The sequence below is a fragment of the Erythrobacter sp. RANMB8 genome (assembly GCF_056848235.1).
Map to the genome: position 1 here is coordinate 544,474 of NZ_JBREHG010000002.1, position 20,264 is coordinate 564,737.

Below are 20,264 nucleotides of genomic sequence, written 5' to 3' on the forward strand. Positions count from 1 at the left end.
GTCAGCCTTCGAGCGCGGCCACGCCGGGCAATACGCGACCTTCCATCCATTCGAGGAATGCGCCGCCAGCCGTTGAGATATAGGAGAAATCCTCCGAAACGCCCGCCTGCGCCAGCGCCGCGACCGTATCGCCGCCGCCGGCCACGCTGACCAGCGATCCCTCAAGCGTCAGCGCGGCCGCGGTGCGGGCGAGCGCCACAGTGGCCGCGTCAAACGGCTCGGTCTCGAAGGCGCCCAGCGGCCCGTTCCACACCAGCGTGCGGCAGGTCTTGAGCACATCCGCCAGCGCCTCGGTCGCCTGCGGGCCGAGGTCGAGGATCATTTCGTCTTCGGCCACCTCATGCACGTTGCAGGTGCGCAAGGACGCCGGGTTGGCGGCAAATTCTTTCGCCACGACAACATCATAGGGCAGATGAATGGTGCAACCGGCGTGCTCCGCCTCGTCCATGATCCGCGTCACGGTGGGGGCAAGGTCGTGTTCGCAAAGGCTCTTGCCGACTTTCACGCCGCGCGCGGCGAGGAAGGTGTTGGCCATGCCGCCGCCGATGATCAGGTGCTGCACCTTGCCCACCAGATTTTCGAGCACGGCAAGCTTGGTCGAAACCTTGGCCCCGCCGACCACTGCGGCAACCGGCGTTTCGGGATTGCCGAGCGCCGCATCGAGCGCCTTCAGCTCGGCTTCCATCGAGCGCCCGGCATAGGCGGGCAACAGATGCGCCAGGCCTTCGGTGGTGGCATGGGCGCGGTGCGCGGCGCTGAAGGCGTCGTTGACGTAGACGGTGCCATGCGCGGCGATTGCCCTGGCAAGGTCAGGATCGTTCGTCTCCTCGCCCGGCCAGAAGCGCGTGTTATCGAGCAGGCCGATGTCACCGGCGCGCAGGATGCCGAGGGATTGCTCCACCACCGGCCCCGCGATCTCGGGGATGAACATGATCTCCTCGTCCAGCACCCGCTCCACATCGCCGATCACCATGCTGGTCGACAGCACCGAGGAACGCTGCCCGCCGGGACGTCCGAAATGGGCCAGCAGCAGCACCTTGGCGCCCTTGCCCGCGAGTTCGAGAATCGTCGGGCGCACCGCCTCGACCCGCGTGACATCGGTGGCCGAGCCATCCTTCATCGGCAGGTTGAGATCGACGCGCACCAGCGCGACCTCGCCAGTGAGGTCGGCGGGCAGATCATCGAGGGTCTTGAACTTGGGCATTGCTCACTCCTTCTCCCCTCCCGCCTGCGGGAGGGGCCGGGGGTGGGCACGAGCGCAGTGCAGGCCCACCCCGCTGCGACTAGCGAGCAAGCTCGCAAGTCTCGCTCCCCTCCCGCAAGCGGGAGCGGCGTTCAGTTCAAAGGAACTTCGCCATCACCCCGGCGGTGTCGATCATCCGGTTGGAGAAGCCCCATTCGTTATCATACCAGCTGACCACGCGGGCAAGCTTGCCTTCCATCACGCTGGTTTCCAGCGAATCGACGGTAGAAGATGCCGGGTAGTGGTTGAAATCGCTCGAAACGAGCGGCTGGTCGGTATAGTCGAGCACGCCCTTCATCGCCCCTTCGGCAGCGGCCTTCAGCGCGGCGTTGATTTCTTCGGCGGTGGTATCGCGGCTGGGCACGAAGACGAGATCGACCATCGACACGTTCGGGGTCGGCACGCGCACGCTCGACCCGTCAAGCTTGCCCTTCAGTTCCGGCAGCACCAGCCCGACCGCGCGCGCGGCACCGGTGGTGGTGGGGATCATGTTCTGCGCACCCGCCCGCGCACGGCGCAGGTCCGAGTGGATCTGGTCGAGCATGCGCTGGTCGTTGGTGTAGCTGTGGATCGTGGTCATGAACCCGCGTTCGATCCCGATCACATCGTTCAGCACCTTGGCCACCGGCGCGAGGCAGTTGGTGGTGCAGCTGGCGTTGGAGATGATCACGTCATCGGCGGTAAGCGTCTCGTGGTTCACGCCGTAAACGATGGTCTTGCTGACGCCGGTGGCAGGGGCGGAGATCAGCACGCGCTTGGCCCCGGCGGCCAGATGCGGGCGGCTCGCCTCGTCCGACTGGAAAAAGCCGGTGCATTCGAGCACGATGTCGACGCCCATCGCTGCGTGCGGCAGGTTGGCGGGATCGCGCTCCTTGGTCACCGCGATCCGCTTGCCGTTGACGATGATCGCATCGCCATCGGCGGTCACTTCGCCATTGAAGCGCCCGTGGATCGAATCATGCGCGAACAGCAGCGCATTGGCCTTGGCATCGGCCAGATCGTTGATCGCGACCAGATCGAGATCGTGATCGGTGCGTTCGAGGATAGCGCGGGCGACAAGGCGTCCGATGCGACCGAAGCCGTTGATGGCAACTTTGGTGGCCATGAGAGGTTCTCCTGCTTAAGCGTTCAGTTTGTTCTGGATTTGCGGCACGATCGCCGCAGCGGTAAGGCCGAAATGGGCGTAAAGATCGGCAATCGGGGCGGAAGCGCCGAAGCTGTCGATCCCGATGTTGAGGCCATCGCGCCCGGTGTAACGCTGCCAGCCAAAGGTGCTGGCCGCCTCGATCGACACGATCAGCGCGTGATCGGGCAGAATATCGGCGCGGTAGGCTGCGTCCTGTTCGTCGAACAGTTCGGTGCACACCATCGAGACGACATCCACGCCCACGCCCGCAGCTTCCAGCCCGGCGGCGCAGGCGATGGCGATTTCGACTTCCGAACCGGTGGCAAGGATCACCACCTTGCGCGCGTTTTCCGCGGGTTTGATCCGGTAGGCGCCCCTGGCCGAAAGGTTCTCGACCGCCTCTGTCCGCAGCTGCGGCAGGTTCTGGCGGGTGAGCGCCAGCACGGTCGGGCGATCCTTCTGCCTGAGGGCAATGTCCCAGCATTCGGCCGTCTCGACCGCATCGGCAGGGCGCATCACCAGCAGATTGGGCATGGCGCGCAGAGAAGCGAGGTGCTCGATCGGCTGGTGGGTCGGCCCGTCCTCGCCCAGACCGATGGAGTCATGGGTCATCACATAGACCACCCGGCAATGCTGGAGCGCCGAAAGCCGGATCGCGCCGCGGGCATAGTCGGTGAAGACAAGGAAGGTGCCGCCATAGGGGATGACACCGCCATGCAGCGCCATGCCGTTCATCGCGGCAGCCATGCCGAATTCGCGGATCCCGTAATAGACGTAGCGGCCCGTGTAATCGTCCCTGGAGAAGGTGCCGATCCCGCCCGCCAGCGTGTTGTTCGATCCCGTCAGGTCGGCGCTGCCGCCGATGGTGTCGGCAAGCTGGGGGTTGATCGCAGCGAGCGCGATTTCCGAGGCCTTGCGGGTGGCGATCTTCTGCGGGGCAGCGATCAGACCGTTGATGTGGGCATCGAGGCTGAAGGCTTCCGGCAGGTCGCCCGCCATGCGGCGTTCGAATTCCGCCTTGTGCGGGCTGGCTTCGAGCCGCCCTGCCCATGCGCCATGCGCTGCCCGGCCCGGCTCGCCCGCCATGTGCCAGTCCGCCAGAATGTCCGACGGGATCACGAAGGGCTCGGCGCTCCAGCCCAGTTCGGCGCGCGCTGCGGCCACTTCCGCCCCGCCAAGCGCCGCGCCATGCACGCCGCTGGTGCCCTGCTTGTTGGGCGCGCCCTTGCCGATCAGCGTACGGCAGGCGACCAGCGAGGGGCGCGGATCGGCCTTGGCTTCCTGCAAGGCACGCTCGATATCGGCGAAATCATGGCCGTCACACTCGGTCACGTGCCAGCCTGTCGCGGCATAGCGGGCCTTGATGTCCTCCGAGGTCGAAAGATCGGTCGCCCCGTCGATGGTGATGCGGTTGTCGTCCCACAGCACGTTGAGGTTGCCGAGGCCGAGATGCCCGGCCAGCCCGATCGCTTCGTGGTTGATGCCTTCCATCAGGCACCCGTCGCCCGCGATCACCCAGGTGCGGTGATCGACCAGATCGTCACCGAACACCGCGTTCAGATGCCGCTCGGCCATGGCCATGCCCACCGCCATCGCAATCCCCTGCCCCAGCGGACCGGTGGTGCACTCCACCCCGTCGAGCAGGAAGTTTTCGGGGTGTCCGGCGCAAGGGCTGGAAAGCTGGCGGAAATTGCGGATGTCGTCCATCGTCGGCGCGGCATAGCCCGACAGGTGCAGCAGCGCGTAGATCAGCATCGAGCCGTGCCCTGCCGACAGCACGAAGCGGTCACGGTCGGCCCAATGCGGCGCGGCGGGATCGAACTTCAGATGGCCGGTGAAGAGCACCGTCGCCACATCGGCCATACCCATCGGCATGCCGGGGTGGCCGGAATTGGCGGCCTCGACCGCATCCATCGAAAGCGCACGGATGGCGTTGGCCATCTGCTGGAGGCGGGCGGCGTCAAGGCTCATGGGCACGCAATTCTCCTGCGGGAGCCTCCGTGCGAGCGCGCGCGATTCGGCCCCGGTTATGTCGGGCGTGCCATTGCCGAGCCATCGGGTGAGGTCAACCTTGCGCGGCACTCTTGCCCGGTGCAGTTCGCCCTGCCGCGCTTGCACAATTATCAACAGACCCAATCAAGGCTTTGCGCGCTCTGTCCTATATTGGTATCGGTGTCGGCCATGAGTGCCGAGCGTATCGACAATGCGATGAAGCGTATCGAAGCCGCCATGCAGCGGATCGAAGCCGTTCGCGATGCGGCGGCGGGCAAGGGTGCGGGCGGATCGCCCCGCGTGATCGGCCTGATCAACACCCACGAAAAGCTGCGCGAACAGGTGGCCGAAACCCTGCGCGAACTCGACGATGTGCTGGCCAAGCTGGAAGACTAGCCGATGAGCACGGTGACCCTCACGATCGGCCCCAAATCCTACAGCGTCGCCTGTGCCGACGGGCAGGAAGCGCACATCACCGCTCTTGGCGCGATGATCGCCGAGAAATACGCCCAGCTCGGCAGCGCCCGTGCGCCGCTGGAAGCGCAGAACCTGCTGTTTGCCGCCCTGTTCCTCGCGGATGAACTGGCCGAGGCGCGCAAGACCCTCGCCGAGCCGCCGCCAGAGCCAGAGCCCGAGCCCGAGCCTGCGGACGAGGCAGCGATGGAGGCACTCCGCAACGCCATCGCCGCGCTCGAAGCCGATCTCGCCGCAGCCCGCGCCGCGCCGCCTGCGCCGGTGGCCGCGGCGCAAACCGATCTGTTCGGCGGCCCGGCACCCTCTGCCATCGCGAACGAGAGCCTCGCTCTCAGGCTCGAAGCCCTTGCCGATCGCGCCGAAGCCGGTGCCGCCGCGCTTGAAGCTGCTGCCGCAAGCGCCTAGATAGGCAGCGGCGGGACTGCCCGGCACGAGCCGATTGAATATCCCTGAGGCTATAAGTAATCCAAATGGGAGTTGTCCCTGCCCTTGTCTGCCGGTTCGCCCGGAAGGCTCGGGTATACGGCGCCCACCTGACGTACCACGCGTCAGAGGATTTCTAGCGCAAACGACCCATGGTGGTTCCGTCACTCTCTTGTTTTCCGCATCGCCTCCGCGATGCGGTTCCTCCAGGGGCCCGACCCCTGCGGGGCCACCCTTCCGGGCGGGCGGTCGCCCTTGCGGCCCTTTGGGCCGTTAATCCTCCCGTTGAGAGGAGTTGGTGGGTGGGTGAACGGCGCTTGGCCTTGTCGCCTGAAAAGCTGAGGTCTACCGCCTTCCAGCAATGACCAACCTCACCAAACCCATCCTCCGCAAAACCCTTCGCGCTGCCCGCAAGGCCCATGTCGAAGGCCTGCCCGATGCGATTCGCGGGTTGTTGTTCCATCGTCCGCCCGCGCCCCTGCTGGCGCGGATTGGCGATGAAGCGGTGATCGGGCTGTATCACGCAGGGCCGTTCGAGGCCCCGGCACACGGCTACGCCAAATTCTTCCACGACGCGGGCCACACCCTTGCCCTGCCCCGTTTCGCCGGTCGCGATGCGCCGATGGCTTTCGCCCGCCACACCGATCCCTATGGCGAAGCCGATCTGGAGGTCGGCCCCTTCGGAATGCTGCAACCCGCCGCTGATGCGCAGCCGCTGGTGCCCGATGTGCTGTTCGTGCCGCTGGTCGGCTTTACCGCCGATGGCTTGCGGCTGGGACAAGGCGGCGGGCATTATGACCGCTGGCTGGCGGAACATCCGCCCGCGCTGGCGGTTGGGCTGGCGTGGGACGTTCAGCTGTGCGACGCCCTGCCCGCCGAACCCCATGACAGGCCGCTCGATGCGGTTGTCACCACAACCCGGATCTATGGACTGAACTAATGCGCGAAACCCCGACCTGGCGAATCCCTTTCGGCATTGTCAGCCTGTTCATCGCGCTGATGGTCTATGGCGTGGTGATCGCCCGCTATGCTCCCGGCCTGATCGGGACATGGTCAGGCGCAGCGCAGACGGTGGTCTACGTGATCCTCGGCCTCGTGTGGCTGCTGCCGCTGAAGCGCTTTCTGATCTGGATGGAAACCGGCCGCTGGAGCCCGCCGGAATAGGTCTGCGCTGCCGGCAAAAGAAAAGGCGGACCGAAGCCCGCCTTGTCGCTGCCCTTCCGGGCTTTTCCGTGGAACAAGTGGCGCGAGTGACGGGGCTCGAACCCGCGACCTCCGGCGTGACAGGCCGGCGCTCTAACCGACTGAGCTACACCCGCGCATCTTGTCCTTCCGAGCGTTCCGGCTGTGCCGTGCCGCCCGTGGAGCAGCGCCATTAGGGCCGGTGCATCGGGCTGTCAACGCCCTCTTGCTACCCTTTGGCGCAATATTTTTCCTCTAGTCGACCAGCAACAGCGCCGGGGTTTCGATCAGGCGTTTGATCGCCTGCACAAAGCTCGCCGCATCATGGCCATCGACCACGCGGTGATCGCAGGAAATCGAGATGTTCATCAGCTTGCGCTTGGCGATTCGCTCGCCGCCCATGCCGTCGGGCACGAACATCGGACGCTCGACAATGCGATTCGGGCCGATGATCGCGACCTCGGGCCGGTTGATCACCGGCGTGGTCGCCACCCCGCCGAGGGGGCCCAATGAGGTGACCGTCAGCGTCGAGCCGCTGAGCTCCTCCGAAGTCGCCTTGCCCGTGCGCGCCGCTTCGGCCAGGCGCCCGATCTCGCGGGCGAGCTGCCACAGGTTGCGGCTCTGCGCGTCGCGAATCACCGGCACCATCAGGCCGGCATCGGTCTGCGCCGCCATGCCGAGATGCACGCTGCCATACCGCGTCACCACGCCTGCCTCGTCATCGTAGCGGGCGTTGATCATCGGAAAAGCGGGGATCGCCTTGCAGATCGCGGTGATCAGCAGGGGGAGCATGGTCAGCTTGGGCCGGTCGCCGCGCGCGTCATTCAACTGGGCGCGCAGCGTTTCGAGGTCGGTGACGTCGCATTCCTCGACATAGGTGAAGTGCGGAATGTGACGCTTGGCGGCGGCCATGTTCTGGGCGATGCGCTTCCTGAGTCCGATCACCTTGATCGTCTCGTCGGCCCGCGCCTTGCCCGCCGCGCCAAAGCCGCTGCCGGCGTTGTAGGCAAGAAAGGCGTCGAGATCGCCGTGACGCACACGGCCATCCTCGGCAGGCTTTACCTGCGCCAGATCGATCCCGAGATCGCGGGCGCGCTGGCGCACCGCGGGGGATGCGAGAACTTTGGCACCGTGATCCGTTCGCGCTGGACCTGCCGAAAGGCTGTCCTGCTCCTGGACAACCGGTTCGGACACGGAAGGCAGTTCTTCGACCGGCTCGGCACGAACGGGTTCAGCCTCGCCCTCATCCGACATCTCGTCTTCAATCCGCGCGGTGGCCGCTTCGGCGTCTTCCGAGGTTGCCTCGCCCTCGCCGTCGGTCTCGATCACCAGCAGCATCGCGCCGATCGCGATCACATCGCCAACCTCGCCCGCCAGCGCGGTTACGACGCCCGACACCGGACTTTCGATGTCGATCGTCGCCTTGTCGGTCATCACGTCGACAAGGTGCTGGTCCTCCTCCACGCGGTCACCGACCTTCACGTGCCATTCGACGATTTCCGCCTCGGCCACGCCTTCGCCCACGTCGGGCATGTTGAATGTGAACTTCGCCATTGCGGTCAGTCCTTGAGAAGCTTGTCGATCGCCTCGCCGATGCGGACAGGGCCGGGGAAGTAGGCCCATTCGAGGCTGTGGGGATAGGGCGTGTCGAAGCCGGTAACCCGCTCGACGGGGGCTTCGAGGTGGTAGAAACAGCGTTCGGTAACCAGCGCCGACAATTCCGCGCCGAAGCCGGAAGTGCGGGTCGCCTCGTGGACGATCAGGCAGCGCCCGGTCTTTTCCACCGAAGCCTCGATCGCCTTGATGTCGAGCGGCACCAGCGTGCGCAGGTCGAGGATTTCGGCATCGACACCCTTGGCCGCGCACACCGCCTCGGCCACGTGGACCATCGTGCCATAGGCCAGCACCGTCAGCGCCTCACCCTCGCGCACGGTGCGCGCCTTGCCGAGCGGGACCTTGTAATAGCCCTCGGGCACGACGGAATCGGGGTGCTTCTTCCACGGCTCGACCGGCTTGTCGTAATAGCCCGAGAACGGGCCGTTATAGATGCGCTTGGGCTCGAAGAAGATCACCGGGTCATTGTCTTCGATGGCGGCGATTAGCAGTCCCTTGGCATCGTGCGGCGTCGCGGGGATGACGGTCTTGAGGCCTGCCACGTGGGTGAACAGCGCCTCGGGGCTTTGGCTGTGGGTCTGGCCGCCGAAAATGCCGCCGCCAAAGGGCGAGCGCACCGTCATCGGCGCGATGTAGTCCCCCGCCGAGCGGTAACGCAGGCGCGCTGCTTCGGAAATCAGCTGGTCGAGGCCGGGGTAGATGTAATCGGCAAACTGGATTTCGGGCACGGGCCTGAGGCCATAGGCCCCCATCCCCACCGCCACGCCGATGATCCCGCATTCGGAAATCGGCGTGTCGAACACGCGGGTCTTGCCATGCTTGGCCTGAAGCCCCGCTGTGGCGCGGAACACCCCGCCGAAATAGCCGACATCCTCGCCCATGATGATCACATCGGGATCGCGGGTCAGCATGATGTCGAGCGCTTCGTTGATCGCTTCGATCATGTTGAGGCGGCGTTCGGCCTGTGCTTCGGCCACGGTTGCAATATCCTCGCTCATCCGAAGGGCCTTTCCGTGCCGAATTTGGCGATGCGTTCGCGGATCGCCTGTTCGGCCTGTTCCTCGAGGTGCCAGGGCAGTTCCTCGTAGACATCCTCGAACATGGTGTGGAACGGGTGGTGGAGGCCGTGGCCGAGGATGCCGTTCTTTTCGGCCTCCTTGGTCGTCGCCTTCACCCGCTCGGCGCATTCGAGGTCCATCGCCGCGTGACGTTCCTCGTCCCATTCGCCAAGCGCGATCAGGTGCTTCTTGAGGCGCATCACCGGATCGCCGAGCGGCCATTCCTCGCGCTCCTGCGCAGAGCGGTAGCCGCTGGGATCATCCGAGGTGGAGTGCCCCTCGGCACGGTAGGTAAAGTATTCGATCAGCGTCGGGCCGTGATTGCCGCGCGCGCGGTTGGCAGCCCATTCGGCGGCGGCATAGCAGGCCAGCGCGTCATTCCCGTCCACCCTGAGCGCGGCGATGCCATAGCCGAGGCCGCGCGCGGCAAAGGTGGTGCGTTCCGCCCCGGCAAAGCCTGAAAAGCTCGAAATCGCCCACTGGTTGTTCACCACGTTGAGGATCACCGGCGCGTTGTAAACCGCGGCAAAGGTGCAGGCGGAATGGAAGTCGCCCTCTGCCGTGCTGCCCTCGCCCACCCAGCTCGCGGCAATGCGGCTGTCGCCGCGCACCGCGCTCGCCATCGCCCAGCCCACGGCTTGCGGGCATTGGGTGGCCAGGTTGCCCGAAATCGAGAAGAAGCTGTGCTGGCGGCTCGAATACATGATCGGCAGCTGGCGACCCTTCAGCTTGTCGGCCTTGTTCGAGTAGATCTGGTTGATCATCTCGATCAGCGGATAACCGCGCGCGATGAGGATGCCCTGCTGGCGATAGCTGGGGAACACCATGTCATCGCTGGCGAGCGCCATGGCGGGGGCGATCGAGGTCGCCTCCTCGCCGGTGCACTTCATGTAGAAGCTGGTCTTGCCCTGCCGCTGGCCGCGGAACATGCGTTCATCGAAAGCCCGCACCAGCGCCATGTGGCCGAGCATGGTGCGCAGGGTGTCGGGCGAAAGACGCGGGTTCCACGGTCCGTGCGCCTGATTGTCATCCCCCAGCACCCGCACCAGACCATAGGCAAGGCCTGCCATCTGCGACGGGTGAATGCCTTCATCGGGACGCGGCTGGTCACCCGGCGCGCCAATGTCGATATGCGAGAAATCGGCTGTGTCGCCGGGGCGATATTTCGGCTCCGGCACGTGCAGTGCAAGGCTTGGGCGATTGCTGTCTGCCGGTTTCGCTGGATCGGCCATGCCTTGCGCTCTCCCCTCGCCTGTCACCCGCCCGCGGCAGGTGCAATCATTGCTTGCATACGTATTTTTATTTCAACGCCGGGGAGCGGTCAAGGAGCGTGCGGGGGCAGGGGCTAAACCGCAACAGGGGCGCTGATCGGAGGCAGCGGCGCGTAATCATGCACCACGAAATCCTCGATCCGGTAATCGAATATTGTTTCGGGCTTACGGGTGATCTCCAACCGCGGGTGGCCTTGCGGCTGGCGGGACAGCTGTTCCTCGATCAGGTGGGCGTGGTTGAGATAGAGGTGCACATCGCCGCCCATCCACACCAGCTCGCCCGGCTGCATCCCGACCTGCTGCGCGATCATCGCGGTCAGCAGTGCTGCCGACCACAGGTTGAACGGCAGGCCCAGCGCGACATCGCAGCTGCGCTGGTAAAGCAGGCAATTGAGGCGGGCATCTGCCCCCTCCCCCGCGACATGGAACTGGTAGGTCTTGTGGCACGGCGGCAGCGCCATGCGGTCAAGCTCTGCCACGTTCCAGCCTTCGATGATGTGGCGGCGGCTGCCGGGGCTGGTGCGCAGCGATTCGACCACCTGCGCAATCTGGTTGATCCCCTCGCCCTTCTCGTAGAGCCCGTCAGGGCGATAGCGATAGGTCGGCCAATCCACCCACTGCTTGCCGTAAACCGGCCCGAGATCGCCCCAGCGCGCCGCAAAACCCTCGTCCGCAGCGATTCGCGCCACGAAATCATCAAGGCTGATCGCATCGCCGGTTTCGCGGACATAATTGGCGTGGGGCCATTCGTTCCAGATCTTCACCCCTTGCAGCACCAGCGGGCGGATATTGGTCTCCCCCGTCAGGAACCACAGCAATTCGCGGGTGGCGGTTTTCCAGTAGACGCGCTTGGTGGTGAGGAGCGGCATCGCGCCGCCGCCCAGATCGAATCGCAGCATCGCCCCGCACACCGAGCGTGTGCCGATGCCCGTCCGGTCGATCCGCTCGCTGCCGCCCTCCCAGATCTGCCGCATCAGATCGAGATACTGCTGTTCGGGGTGCTGCCTGTCAGAGAGGGAAAGGGGAATCGCGGTGCTGGCCATGGCTGTGACTATAAGCCGCAATTGCCCGCTTGCCACTGTGCTCATCCACACCTATAGGGCGCGCCTTGCCTCGCTCCGCAGGGCCTTTACAGGTCAGCGGAGCCGACACGGTCGGGGAGTAGCTCAGCCTGGTAGAGCACTGTCTTCGGGAGGCAGGGGCCGGAGGTTCGAATCCTCTCTCCCCGACCAATTTCGGCCCTTGGCCCATCGCGATAGCCGATATCTTGTCCGCTCAGGCCGCGGCCTCGTGCCGGCGTGACAGCTGGCGCGAATAGACCCAACCGATCCCGATCAGGCTGAAACCCAGCGCCATGAAGCTGGCGATCCGCAGCAGGCCTTCGAGCCCGGCCGCATCGATCAGGAACACCTTGATCACCGCCGCCAGCATCAGCACCAGCGAGCCGATCCGCCAGCTGCGCAATTTGCGCCACGATCCCCACCACAGGAAGCCAAGCGCCAGCACGATGCCGAGCAGCGACATCAGCAGGCTTTCGGTCGGCCCAATGCTGCTTGCTGTCAGCACCGGACCAGCGAACATCTGGCGCAGCAGCGAGAATGCCAGCAGCGTCACCAGCGCCATGAGCACTGCATCAACGGTGACGCGCACCGATCCCGACACGAAAGCCCACTCGCGGCCCGCCAGCCATACGCCTGCCATCGCGGCAAGGTAGGCGAGCGTCAGCCAGTTGGCGACCGGCGTCGGGCCGACATGCTGCACGCTCCAAAGCGGGTTGTGCAGGATCAGCGTGAACCACCCGAAATGCGCCAGCGCAGCCGCCAGCAGTCCGGTGACGACGGGCCGGCGCAGGCCATCGGACAGCCGCTCGCCCGCGCCAAAGGCCGTTGCCACCAGCACCGCCTGCCAGATCGTCCGCTCGCCCATGGCGAAATGTTCGAAACGGAACAGCGAGGTGATCGCGAAGGCCTGCTTGTAGAGGCTGTGAAGCGCGATCACGCCGACTGCGCCCAGCCCCAGCCAGACCGCAAGGCGAACATCGAACCGGCGATCCTGCCCTCGCCAGGCGATCACGCCCAGCACCGCCAGGACCGGCGCGACCCGCAGGGCGAGATCGAGCGGTGCGATCGCCTCCGTCGCAAGGAAAGGTTCTCCGAACAGCGCAAGCGTTCCGGCAGTGGCCCACTTTGCCACCGGCACCAGCGCCCAGGCGGCGGCAATGGCCAGCGCGGCGGTCCATCCCGCAACGCGGGCAGGCTGGAGGATCAGCAGAGCGATGGCCCCCGCAGCCGCAATCCATGCCAGCACCGGCGATGGCACCACCTGCGCCACCAGCCCGTAGGCCAGCGCCACGCCAATCGCCTCGCCCGTGCTGCGCGAAGCCATCTGCCGTGACAGCAGCGCCATCGCGGCAAAGGGAACCGCCGCCGCAGCCCATCGCAGCACGGCCCGCAGGGGCTCTACCGGTTCGGCCAGATCGCCCAGCTGGGTGTATTCCTGCGCAAAGCCCGGCGTGGCGATCAGGCTCACCAGTGTCACCGCTGTCCCCGCCCAGGCCGCCGCGTGCAGAGCGGGCGCGTCGCGCCGGGCATGACACCACAGCAGCGCCGCACTCACCGCCAGCGCCGCCAGCGGCGCGGTCCATGCCGGTGTCACCAGCAGCAGCGCGCCGAAGGCCAGCAGCGCGGCGGGGGCGAGCACGACCAGCACCTTGCGGGCATCCCCCTCCTCGCCGCGGCGCCAGGACAGGGCGAAAGCCGCTGCGGGCACAATCGCAAGGCCCGCCATCGCGGCCGCCAGCACCGGATCGAACGGATCGTAAATCCAGCTGCCATAGCGGGCATTGATCGCAATCCCCGTGATCAGGCCGACCGCTCCCAGCTGGCCCAGATCGAGCAGCCCTGCCCGCCCGCGCCAGTGAAGCGCCAGCGGCACGCCTGCGAAGATCACGACCAGCGCCGCTGCGACTGCCGCGTAGAGGCGCGGATCGGGTTCGGGCCAGATCGCCAGCAGCCAAAGCCCTGCGCCTGCCGCGACCAACGTGCCGAGGCGCAGATTGTCGAACCGCCAGCCCAGCCCCGCCAGCGCTGCCCCGATCAGCAGATAAAGCCCCCATGTCAGCGGCGCGAAGCCGGCATCGCTCACCAGCACCGCCATCTGCAAGGTCGCAAGGCCGCCGGCCACCAGATGCGGCAGGCGCGGTCCGCCGCGCGCGTGAAGGAAGGCGGGCAGCACCGCCCCAAGCACCACCAGATAGATGCCGAGCGCCGCAAGGTCCGAACTGGCCGAAACCCCCGCCACCATCATCAGCACGCCCCAGACCAGCCCGGCGGCCAGCGCGGCATAGCCCAGCCAGGGCCGCCCCTGCGCCTGCCCGCTCCACGCCAGCCCGCCGGTGATCAGCGCAAGGTAGAACGACAGCAGCGGCACATTGGCGCTGTCGCTGTTGACCAGCAGCGGCGCAGCGAACCCGCCGACCAGCCCGATCACCGCGCTCGGCAGGCCGAAGCGGAACGACAGGGCAATCGCGCCCGCGGTCACACTTGCAAGGCCAAGGAAGGCCGCGCCCGCACCGATCAGCCCGTAAGTGGTGCCCGCGAGGTAGAACGCGCCATAAAGCGTCGCCAGCCCCGCCCCTGCGAGCGCCTGCCGCACACGCGGATCGGCGAGCCGTTCATGCATCCGGTAGGCAGCTTCCGCCCCGCCAAGCAGCGCCAGCCCGAACACAAAGCTGAGGCCGACGCGCACCGCAGGCGTCAGCAGTCCGGCCTCGATCGAAAAACGCACCAGAAAGATCCCGGCAACCGCGAGCGCGAAACCGCCGCCCCAGATCGGCAGACGGCGACCGAAAATGTCCTCGAAATCGAACGACCAACCGCGCGGCTGCGCGGCCCCGGCATCCTGATGCAGCGATTCGGCGGGCTGCGCGGCCAGCGCGACCGGCTCGGCGGCAGGGGGTAGTTCCGCAACCGGTTCGGCGGTTGGCGAATCGCTTGGAGGCGATTCGGCTTCGGGTGATTCGTTCGAAAGGTCGGGCGAATCGGCCGATGAAACCTTCGCTGGGGTGGCAGGCGAATCAGTGTCTGGCGCTGCTGCTGGTGCAGCATCGAAGGCCTGTGACCTGCCGCGGAAACGCAGCGCGTCCAGCTCGTCCACAAGCTGCGCCACCCGCCGTTCGAGCTTGTCGATCCGGACCCAGGCGGCGGCGATAAGTCCGCCGAGCAGAAGGACGAAAAAGAAATTCATGACCCCGCCGCCTTCATCGCCAAGGCGCAGAGACAATGCAATCGGCAATCGCAAGGGGCAGTCCGACCGCCCTGATCGGCAGCGTAAGCTGATGGTGCCGGCCCGCTTCGGGCATGAAAAAAGCCCCGGTTTCCCGGGGCTTTCCAAACCTTTGCGACGCCGTCTTAGCGGCTACCGAAGAGATGCGAGAAGTACGCCCACATTTTGTTTCTCCTATCAGCGCCCAAATTTGCTGTAGGAGTGATTTAACACATTATTAACCCTAATCAAGCGTTAACTACGTTCCTGCCGCCGCCCATCATCGAGAGCAGTTCGGCCATGGTGATCGCGCGCGAGAACAGGTAGCCCTGCGCATGGTCGCAGCCCATCGCCCTCAGCGTCGCGGCGACCGCCTGGTTCTCGACCCCCTCGGCCACCACCACCTTGCCCAGCGAATGGGCAATCTCGATGGTGGCGCGCACCACCGCACGGCTTTCTTCGGAGGTGGTCATGTGCTGGACGAACTTCTTGTCGATCTTGAGCTCGGAGCTCGGCAGCTTTTCGATGTATTCGAAGTTCGATTGGCCCGTGCCGAAATCGTCGATCGACAGGCTGATCCCGCGCTGCTTGAGCGCCTTGATCTGCGGCGCGATGCGTTCGTCTTCCAGCTTGGCGGTTTCGGTCAGTTCCAGCGTCAGGTTTTCCGGCGGGAATGCATGGCGGCCAAGCATAGTCATGATCTCGAACAGAAGATCGGTGTCCGAAAGGCTCTTGGCCGACATGTTGACCGCCAGCTTGAAGCCGGGATCGAGCATGATCGCCTGCTTGCTTTCGGCCAGCGCGGCTTCCATCACCACCAGGGTCAGCTCGTTGATCCGGTCGCCTGCCTCTGCCGCGAGAACCAGATCCTGCGGGTTGACATATTCGCTGCCATCCGGCCGCCAGCGGATCAGCGTTTCGGCTCCCACGATCCGGCCGGTCGCCAGCTCGATCTTGGGCTGGTAGGCGACCGAGATGCTGCGATCGCGCAGGCCCTTTTCCAGCACCCGCAACAATTCGATCCGCTGGTTGCGCGCTTCCAGATGCGCGGCATCATTGACCACGAACCGCGCGCCCCGGGTGGCCGCTTCGTCGGCAGCCTGCATCGCCTTCTTGATCCGCTGGCCGAGCGGAAGTTCGTGATTGGTGTCGATCCCCAGCGCAGGCGCGCTGTTGGCGGATTGCCAGTCATGGCTGATCGCGGTCTTGATCATCAGCGCCAGCCCGTCGGCGTGACGCTCAAGCTCGATGGTGTCCATGCGCGGGGCGAGCCACACCAGCGTGTCGCGCTCGAAGGCGATATCGCCCGGGGCGCCCGGACCCTTGATGTAGGCAATCAGCGAATTGACGAACTCGCCAAGCTCGCCCGCGCTCCAGTCCTCGGACATTTCGGCGAGATTGGCGATCTTGAGCGCATAGACATCCTGCGCGGTATCGATCTTGTCGGAACTGATCGCGGAGGTGCTGATCGCATCGACTTCGCTGCTGAAATATTTCTGCGCGATCCGGTGCGCCCCGATCATCGCCCAACCGGTTGCCAGCAGTGCCGGCATGATGTCGATATTGACCCCGAATTCATCGAAAACGAAGGGAGCGGCCATCAATCCGCCGGCGGTCAGCACGAGGACGCGGATCGATTTCGAACCCCGCCGCGCCTGCACGAAAATCGCGATCGCGGCTGCCAGCAGCGCAGGATACCACACCAGATCGAGCGGCACCCCGCGCTTGAGGGTGTGGGCGCCCATGATGTGGAAATAGGCGCCCGGAACCCGTCCCTGACGCAGCGGCATCACCAGATAGTCGCTCGATTCGAAGTAGCTCTTGCCGATGATCACATTGACGCCGGACAGCGCCCCTTCAGGCACATTGCCGCGCAGGACATCGATGTAGCTGAAAGTCGGAATGGTGACGGGGTCAAACGCATAGTCAGGCCGGTAGATCCGCTCCGGCCCGCTATACTCGGCGAGCGCCGCCGACAGCGAAGGATGCGGCACGCCATCCAGTTCGACATGGGTCTGGAACGCCACCGAAAGCAGGAAGGGCGAAACCCTGCCGTTCATCGCCGCAATCGCCGCATGGCCTGAAAACTGCTCGAGCGGGATCAACTGGTCGACTGTCTGGAATGCTTCGGAGTGTTCCGGCGCAAATCCCAGCCACACCCTGCCCTCGTGCTTTTCAAGCGTGCGGGCGAAGGCGGCATCGGCGGCAGGGCTTTCCGGATCCGCGTGCGCGCGGTCGAAGGTCACCCGTTCCACTCCGGATGCGACCAGCGTGTCGATCAGACGGCTATCGTCCGCACGGGACGGCATGTTGCGGTTGAAGGCATTGAGCGTCCTGTCGTCGATCGCGATCATCACGATGTCGCGCGGCGCGGGGCGACTGCGCACCTCGGCGCGCACGGCGCGGTAGAAATCCTCGGCGGGCAGCGGCAGGTCGATCACGGCGGCAACAAGGCCGAAAATGATCGCGAACACCGCAACCCTGATCCGCTTGCGCCGCAGCACGCCGATGTTGGAGTTGCGCCCGCCGGCAGCGTCGCGACGCTCCGCCTCGTCAGCCCCAAAGCCGATAACACCGCGCAGGGCGTTGGCCAGTGAATGCAGTGCTCCGGTCATCAAACGCGTCATCCCAAGGGAAACCCGGAGTTAACCCTAGGTCGCTTTGGTTAACGCATCGCAAAGACAAGCCTTTTGGAAGGCACAGCGCGGTGCGCCTGCCTCAGATCACCTGTCCGGCCAGCATCCCCAGCGCAATCGTCAAACCGCCCAGCCCCAGCGAAAGATGCCAGCGCAGACGCAGGAAATCGGGAGCGGCAAAGCCCAGCGCACGGTCGATCAGCGGCGATCCGAGGATGAAGGCCCCGAGATAGGCGAGCGCCGGACCGGGCCATTCCCACCCGAAAGTCCACGGCAGGAACAGCGCCACCGCAATCAGGCTCGGCATGACGGCAAGGCAATAGGCGCCCGTGGTCGCGCGGCCCGATTGCACCGCCTGCCCCCACCATACCCCGCCAAGAAAGCTGAAGATCGCAGCCGCATAGGCAAAGCCGCCTGCCAGCGCGGAATAGCGCCATTCGTGCCCCGATAAGACCATGGCGACACAGATGATCTGGGGCAAAAGGCCGGCATAGCCAAGCATGCGGGCCGCCGGTGAAAGCGAAGTTTGTCCGTCCATCCCGCGTCAAATCCTGCCGCGCCTCGCGGTTCCCGCGATGCTTGCTTGCGGCCTGCATTTGCGCCACGTGATGGCCTATGGAACTGTTCGATCTGACGGGCCGCACGGCCATCATCACCGGCGGCAATGGCGGGCTTGGGCTTGCCATGGCCCGCGGGCTCGCCAAGGCGGGTGCCAATGTGGCGATCCTTGCCCGCAACGCCGAAAAGAACGCCGCCGCCCGCGCCGAACTGAAGGCACTTGGCCGGGGCGAGGTTATCACCCTTGCCTGCGACATCGCCGAAGAGGCCGACATCGAGGCCGCCATCGCCGCGACACTGGAAGCACTGGGCCGGATCGATGTGTGCTTTGCCAATGCCGGGATCTCGGGCGCGGGCACGGCCATCCCGGATATCACCGCCGAAGGCTGGGACCGGACGATGAACGTCAACACCCGCGGCGCGGCGCTGGTCTACAAGCATGTCACCCGCCACATGATCGCCCGCGCAAAGGAAGGCGATGCAGGCGGCAAGCTGATCGCCACATCGTCCGGCCAGTCGATCATGGGGGTCAACCGCTCGTCCGATTACGCCGCCTCGAAAGCCGCGCTCAACGGGCTGACCCGTGCGGCCGCTTTCGAACTGGCGCGATACCAGATCACGGCCAACGCGCTGCTTTTCGGCTATTACGAAACTGACATCACCGCCAAGGCCGATCCGCGCTTCGGCGAATGGATGGCGAGGCGCATTCCGCTGCGCCGCCCCGGCGATCATGCCGGGCTGGAAGGGCTGGCGGTGTTCTTCGCCTCGCCCCATTCGGATTACATCACCGGTCAGTGCCTGCCGGTCGATGGCGGGCTGTGCATCAGTTGAACCTGCGCCGGCACGCACCAACTTAGCCGGAACAGGCGGGCCGCAGGGCCGTTGCCGCACAAAGCCTCTTGCCGATGAAAGTGCCCTCCCCGTGGCCGATGATGACATCCCCGATTTCGACAATCTCCCGCAAGACCGGGAGCGCCAGCGTGCCGTGCCGGCGGGCCGCGTGGCGCGGCTTGGCACGTTCGGGCGGCTGGTGGGCGGCGTGGCGGGCGGCATGGTGGCCGAAGGCGCACGGCGGCTGGTGAGCGGCGAAGGGATTTCGGCCCGCGACCTGATCCTCACCCCCGGCAATGTCCAGCGCCTGACCGACCGGCTCAGCCACCTGCGCGGCGCGGCGATGAAAATGGGGCAGATGATCAGCCTCGATGCAGGCGATTTCCTGCCCGAAGAGCTTTCGAAAATCCTCGCCACCTTGCGCGATCAGGCCAATTTCATGCCGACCCGCCAGCTCGATCAGGTGCTCAAGAGCGAATGGGGGCCGGACTGGCGCAAGCAGTTCCGCTGGTTCAACCCGCGCCCGATTGCCGCCGCCAGCATCGGTCAGGTGCACAAGGCGCTGACCCGCGATGGCGAGGAACTGGCGATCAAGGTGCAGTATCCGGGCGTTGCCAAAAGCATCGATTCCGATGTCGATAACGTGATGACGCTGCTGAAGGTCGCAGGCTTTGCGCCCCCCGAACTGGAAATGGGCAAGCTGATGGCGGCGGCCAAGCAGCAGCTTCACGAAGAGGCCGATTACCAGCGCGAAGGCGCGCAGATGGCGCTCTATCGCGAACAGCTGGCGGGCGTGGAAGGCTTTGTCGTCCCGCGCCTGCACGAAGGCCTGACCCGCGGCTCGATCCTCGCCATGAGTTTCGAGGACGGCGTGAGCATCGAGGAACTGGGCAACGAGCCGCCCGAACGCCGCGACGAAGTCTTCGCCCGGCTGATCCGGCTGGTAACCCGCGAACTGTTCGATTTCGGGGTGATGCAGACCGATCCCAACTTCGCCAATTTCCGTTACCGGCGCGAAACCGGCGAGATCATCCTGCTCGATTTCGGGGCCTGCCGTCCGGTCGATCCGGTGGTCGCGAACGGCTATCGCAAGATGCTGCTCGCCGGATTGGAGGGCAATGCCGACGAAGTGCTCGCCGCCACGATCGAGGCCGGGTTCATGATGCCGATCGTGGCCGAAAAGCACCCCGAACGGGTGCGCCGGATGATCGATATCGTCATCAACGAAATGCGCGCCGATGCCCCGTTCGATTTCGGCGACCGCGCCTTCATCCCGCTGCTGCGCGAGGAAGGCTGGGCGATCGCGCAGGACAAGGACACCTGGGCCTTCCCGCCGATCGAAACCCTGTTCGTGCAGCGCAAGGTTTCGGGCACCGCCCTGCTGGGGGCGCGGCTGAAGGCGAAGGTCAATATCCGGCGGATCACCGAAGAGGTGCTGGCCAGCACCGCGCCGATGCCGGTCTAGACCCGTCCAGACCCCCTCTAGACCCCCTTTAGGCCGGTTTAGCCCCCTTCAGCGGCATGATTTTACATTGTTTCACGTGAAACTTGCCCCGGCAACATGGACAATTCGGCCACCTTGTCATAAGGCGG

The 20,264-nt window shown here is 65.5% G+C and carries 16 protein-coding genes, 2 tRNA genes and 1 other RNA gene; 8 read left to right on the top strand and 11 right to left on the bottom strand.

Annotation, left to right across the window (positions count from 1 at the left end):
- Window position 1 precedes the first annotated feature (1 nt).
- The 3 genes from ACU0AG_RS05705 to tkt all read right to left on the bottom strand — a co-directional run bounded on the left by ACU0AG_RS05705 (window position 2) and on the right by tkt (window position 4,340).
- Complete coding sequence (locus ACU0AG_RS05705) at window positions 2–1,204, bottom strand: phosphoglycerate kinase (protein ID WP_482781289.1); 1,203 nt, start codon at window positions 1,202–1,204, stop codon at window positions 2–4.
- 136 nt (window positions 1,205–1,340) lie between these two features.
- Window positions 1,341–2,348 (bottom strand): type I glyceraldehyde-3-phosphate dehydrogenase, encoded by a 1,008-nt coding sequence (gene gap / locus ACU0AG_RS05710; protein ID WP_482781290.1) that lies wholly within the window; start codon window positions 2,346–2,348, stop codon window positions 1,341–1,343.
- A gap of 15 nt (window positions 2,349–2,363) precedes the next feature.
- Window positions 2,364–4,340, bottom strand: a complete 1,977-nt coding sequence (gene tkt, locus ACU0AG_RS05715; RefSeq protein ID WP_482781291.1) for a transketolase — start codon at window positions 4,338–4,340, stop codon at window positions 2,364–2,366.
- 210 nt (window positions 4,341–4,550) lie between these two features.
- Between tkt and ACU0AG_RS05720 the strand changes: the two genes are divergently transcribed.
- From ACU0AG_RS05720 to ACU0AG_RS05740, 5 genes are all read left to right on the top strand, one after another.
- A complete protein-coding gene (locus ACU0AG_RS05720; protein ID WP_482781292.1) occupies window positions 4,551–4,757 on the top strand; it encodes a hypothetical protein in 207 nt (68 codons plus the stop codon).
- A gap of 3 nt (window positions 4,758–4,760) precedes the next feature.
- The gene (locus tag ACU0AG_RS05725) at window positions 4,761–5,240 is read left to right on the top strand and encodes a cell division protein ZapA (protein WP_482781293.1); all 480 of its coding nucleotides are present in this window, start codon (window positions 4,761–4,763) and stop codon (window positions 5,238–5,240) included.
- Between the two features lie 10 nt (window positions 5,241–5,250).
- Window positions 5,251–5,424, top strand: a non-coding RNA gene (gene ssrS / locus ACU0AG_RS05730) — 6S RNA.
- A gap of 195 nt (window positions 5,425–5,619) precedes the next feature.
- Window positions 5,620–6,198 carry a 5-formyltetrahydrofolate cyclo-ligase gene (locus ACU0AG_RS05735; RefSeq protein WP_482781294.1) on the top strand — a complete coding sequence of 193 codons (579 nt, stop codon included), beginning with the start codon at window positions 5,620–5,622 and terminating at the stop codon, window positions 6,196–6,198.
- Window positions 6,198–6,422 carry a DUF2842 domain-containing protein gene (locus ACU0AG_RS05740; RefSeq protein ID WP_482781295.1) on the top strand — a complete coding sequence of 75 codons (225 nt, stop codon included), beginning with the start codon at window positions 6,198–6,200 and terminating at the stop codon, window positions 6,420–6,422. Before ACU0AG_RS05735 ends, ACU0AG_RS05740 begins: the two co-directional genes overlap by 1 nt.
- 78 nt (window positions 6,423–6,500) lie before the next feature.
- On the opposite strand, the gene ACU0AG_RS05745 is transcribed toward ACU0AG_RS05740, so the two are convergent.
- From ACU0AG_RS05745 to ACU0AG_RS05765, 5 genes are all read right to left on the bottom strand, one after another.
- A tRNA-Asp gene (locus ACU0AG_RS05745) sits at window positions 6,501–6,577 on the bottom strand.
- A gap of 118 nt (window positions 6,578–6,695) precedes the next feature.
- Entirely contained in the window at window positions 6,696–7,994 is a 1,299-nt protein-coding gene (locus ACU0AG_RS05750) for a dihydrolipoamide acetyltransferase family protein (protein ID WP_482781296.1), read from the bottom strand.
- A 5-nt stretch (window positions 7,995–7,999) separates the two neighbouring features.
- Window positions 8,000–9,052, bottom strand: coding sequence for an alpha-ketoacid dehydrogenase subunit beta (locus tag ACU0AG_RS05755; protein ID WP_482781297.1), 1,053 nt, complete (start codon window positions 9,050–9,052; stop codon window positions 8,000–8,002).
- Entirely contained in the window at window positions 9,049–10,344 is a 1,296-nt protein-coding gene (locus tag ACU0AG_RS05760; protein ID WP_482781298.1) for a thiamine pyrophosphate-dependent enzyme, read from the bottom strand. Before ACU0AG_RS05760 ends, ACU0AG_RS05755 begins: the two co-directional genes overlap by 4 nt.
- 113 nt (window positions 10,345–10,457) lie before the next feature.
- Window positions 10,458–11,426, bottom strand: coding sequence for a thymidylate synthase (locus tag ACU0AG_RS05765; protein ID WP_482781299.1), 969 nt, complete (start codon window positions 11,424–11,426; stop codon window positions 10,458–10,460).
- 112 nt (window positions 11,427–11,538) lie between these two features.
- Here ACU0AG_RS05765 and ACU0AG_RS05770 point away from each other — a divergent pair.
- Window positions 11,539–11,615 (top strand) — tRNA-Pro (locus tag ACU0AG_RS05770).
- A gap of 43 nt (window positions 11,616–11,658) precedes the next feature.
- Here ACU0AG_RS05770 and ACU0AG_RS05775 read toward each other — a convergent pair.
- From ACU0AG_RS05775 to ACU0AG_RS05785, 3 genes are all read right to left on the bottom strand, one after another.
- A complete protein-coding gene (locus tag ACU0AG_RS05775) occupies window positions 11,659–14,628 on the bottom strand; it encodes a DUF2339 domain-containing protein (RefSeq protein WP_482781300.1) in 2,970 nt (989 codons plus the stop codon).
- Between the two features lie 266 nt (window positions 14,629–14,894).
- Window positions 14,895–17,261, bottom strand: a complete 2,367-nt coding sequence (locus tag ACU0AG_RS05780; RefSeq protein WP_482781301.1) for an EAL domain-containing protein — start codon at window positions 17,259–17,261, stop codon at window positions 14,895–14,897.
- A gap of 103 nt (window positions 17,262–17,364) precedes the next feature.
- Window positions 17,365–17,784: a DUF3429 domain-containing protein gene (locus tag ACU0AG_RS05785; protein ID WP_482781302.1), complete on the bottom strand. Its 420-nt coding sequence runs from the start codon at window positions 17,782–17,784 to the stop codon at window positions 17,365–17,367.
- 113 nt (window positions 17,785–17,897) lie between these two features.
- Between ACU0AG_RS05785 and ACU0AG_RS05790 the strand changes: the two genes are divergently transcribed.
- Both ACU0AG_RS05790 and ACU0AG_RS05795 read left to right on the top strand, forming a co-directional pair.
- Complete coding sequence (locus ACU0AG_RS05790) at window positions 17,898–18,671, top strand: SDR family NAD(P)-dependent oxidoreductase (protein WP_482781303.1); 774 nt, start codon at window positions 17,898–17,900, stop codon at window positions 18,669–18,671.
- 91 nt (window positions 18,672–18,762) lie between these two features.
- The gene (locus ACU0AG_RS05795; RefSeq protein WP_482781304.1) at window positions 18,763–20,136 is read left to right on the top strand and encodes an ABC1 kinase family protein; all 1,374 of its coding nucleotides are present in this window, start codon (window positions 18,763–18,765) and stop codon (window positions 20,134–20,136) included.
- The last annotated feature ends 128 nt before the right edge of the window (window positions 20,137–20,264 follow it).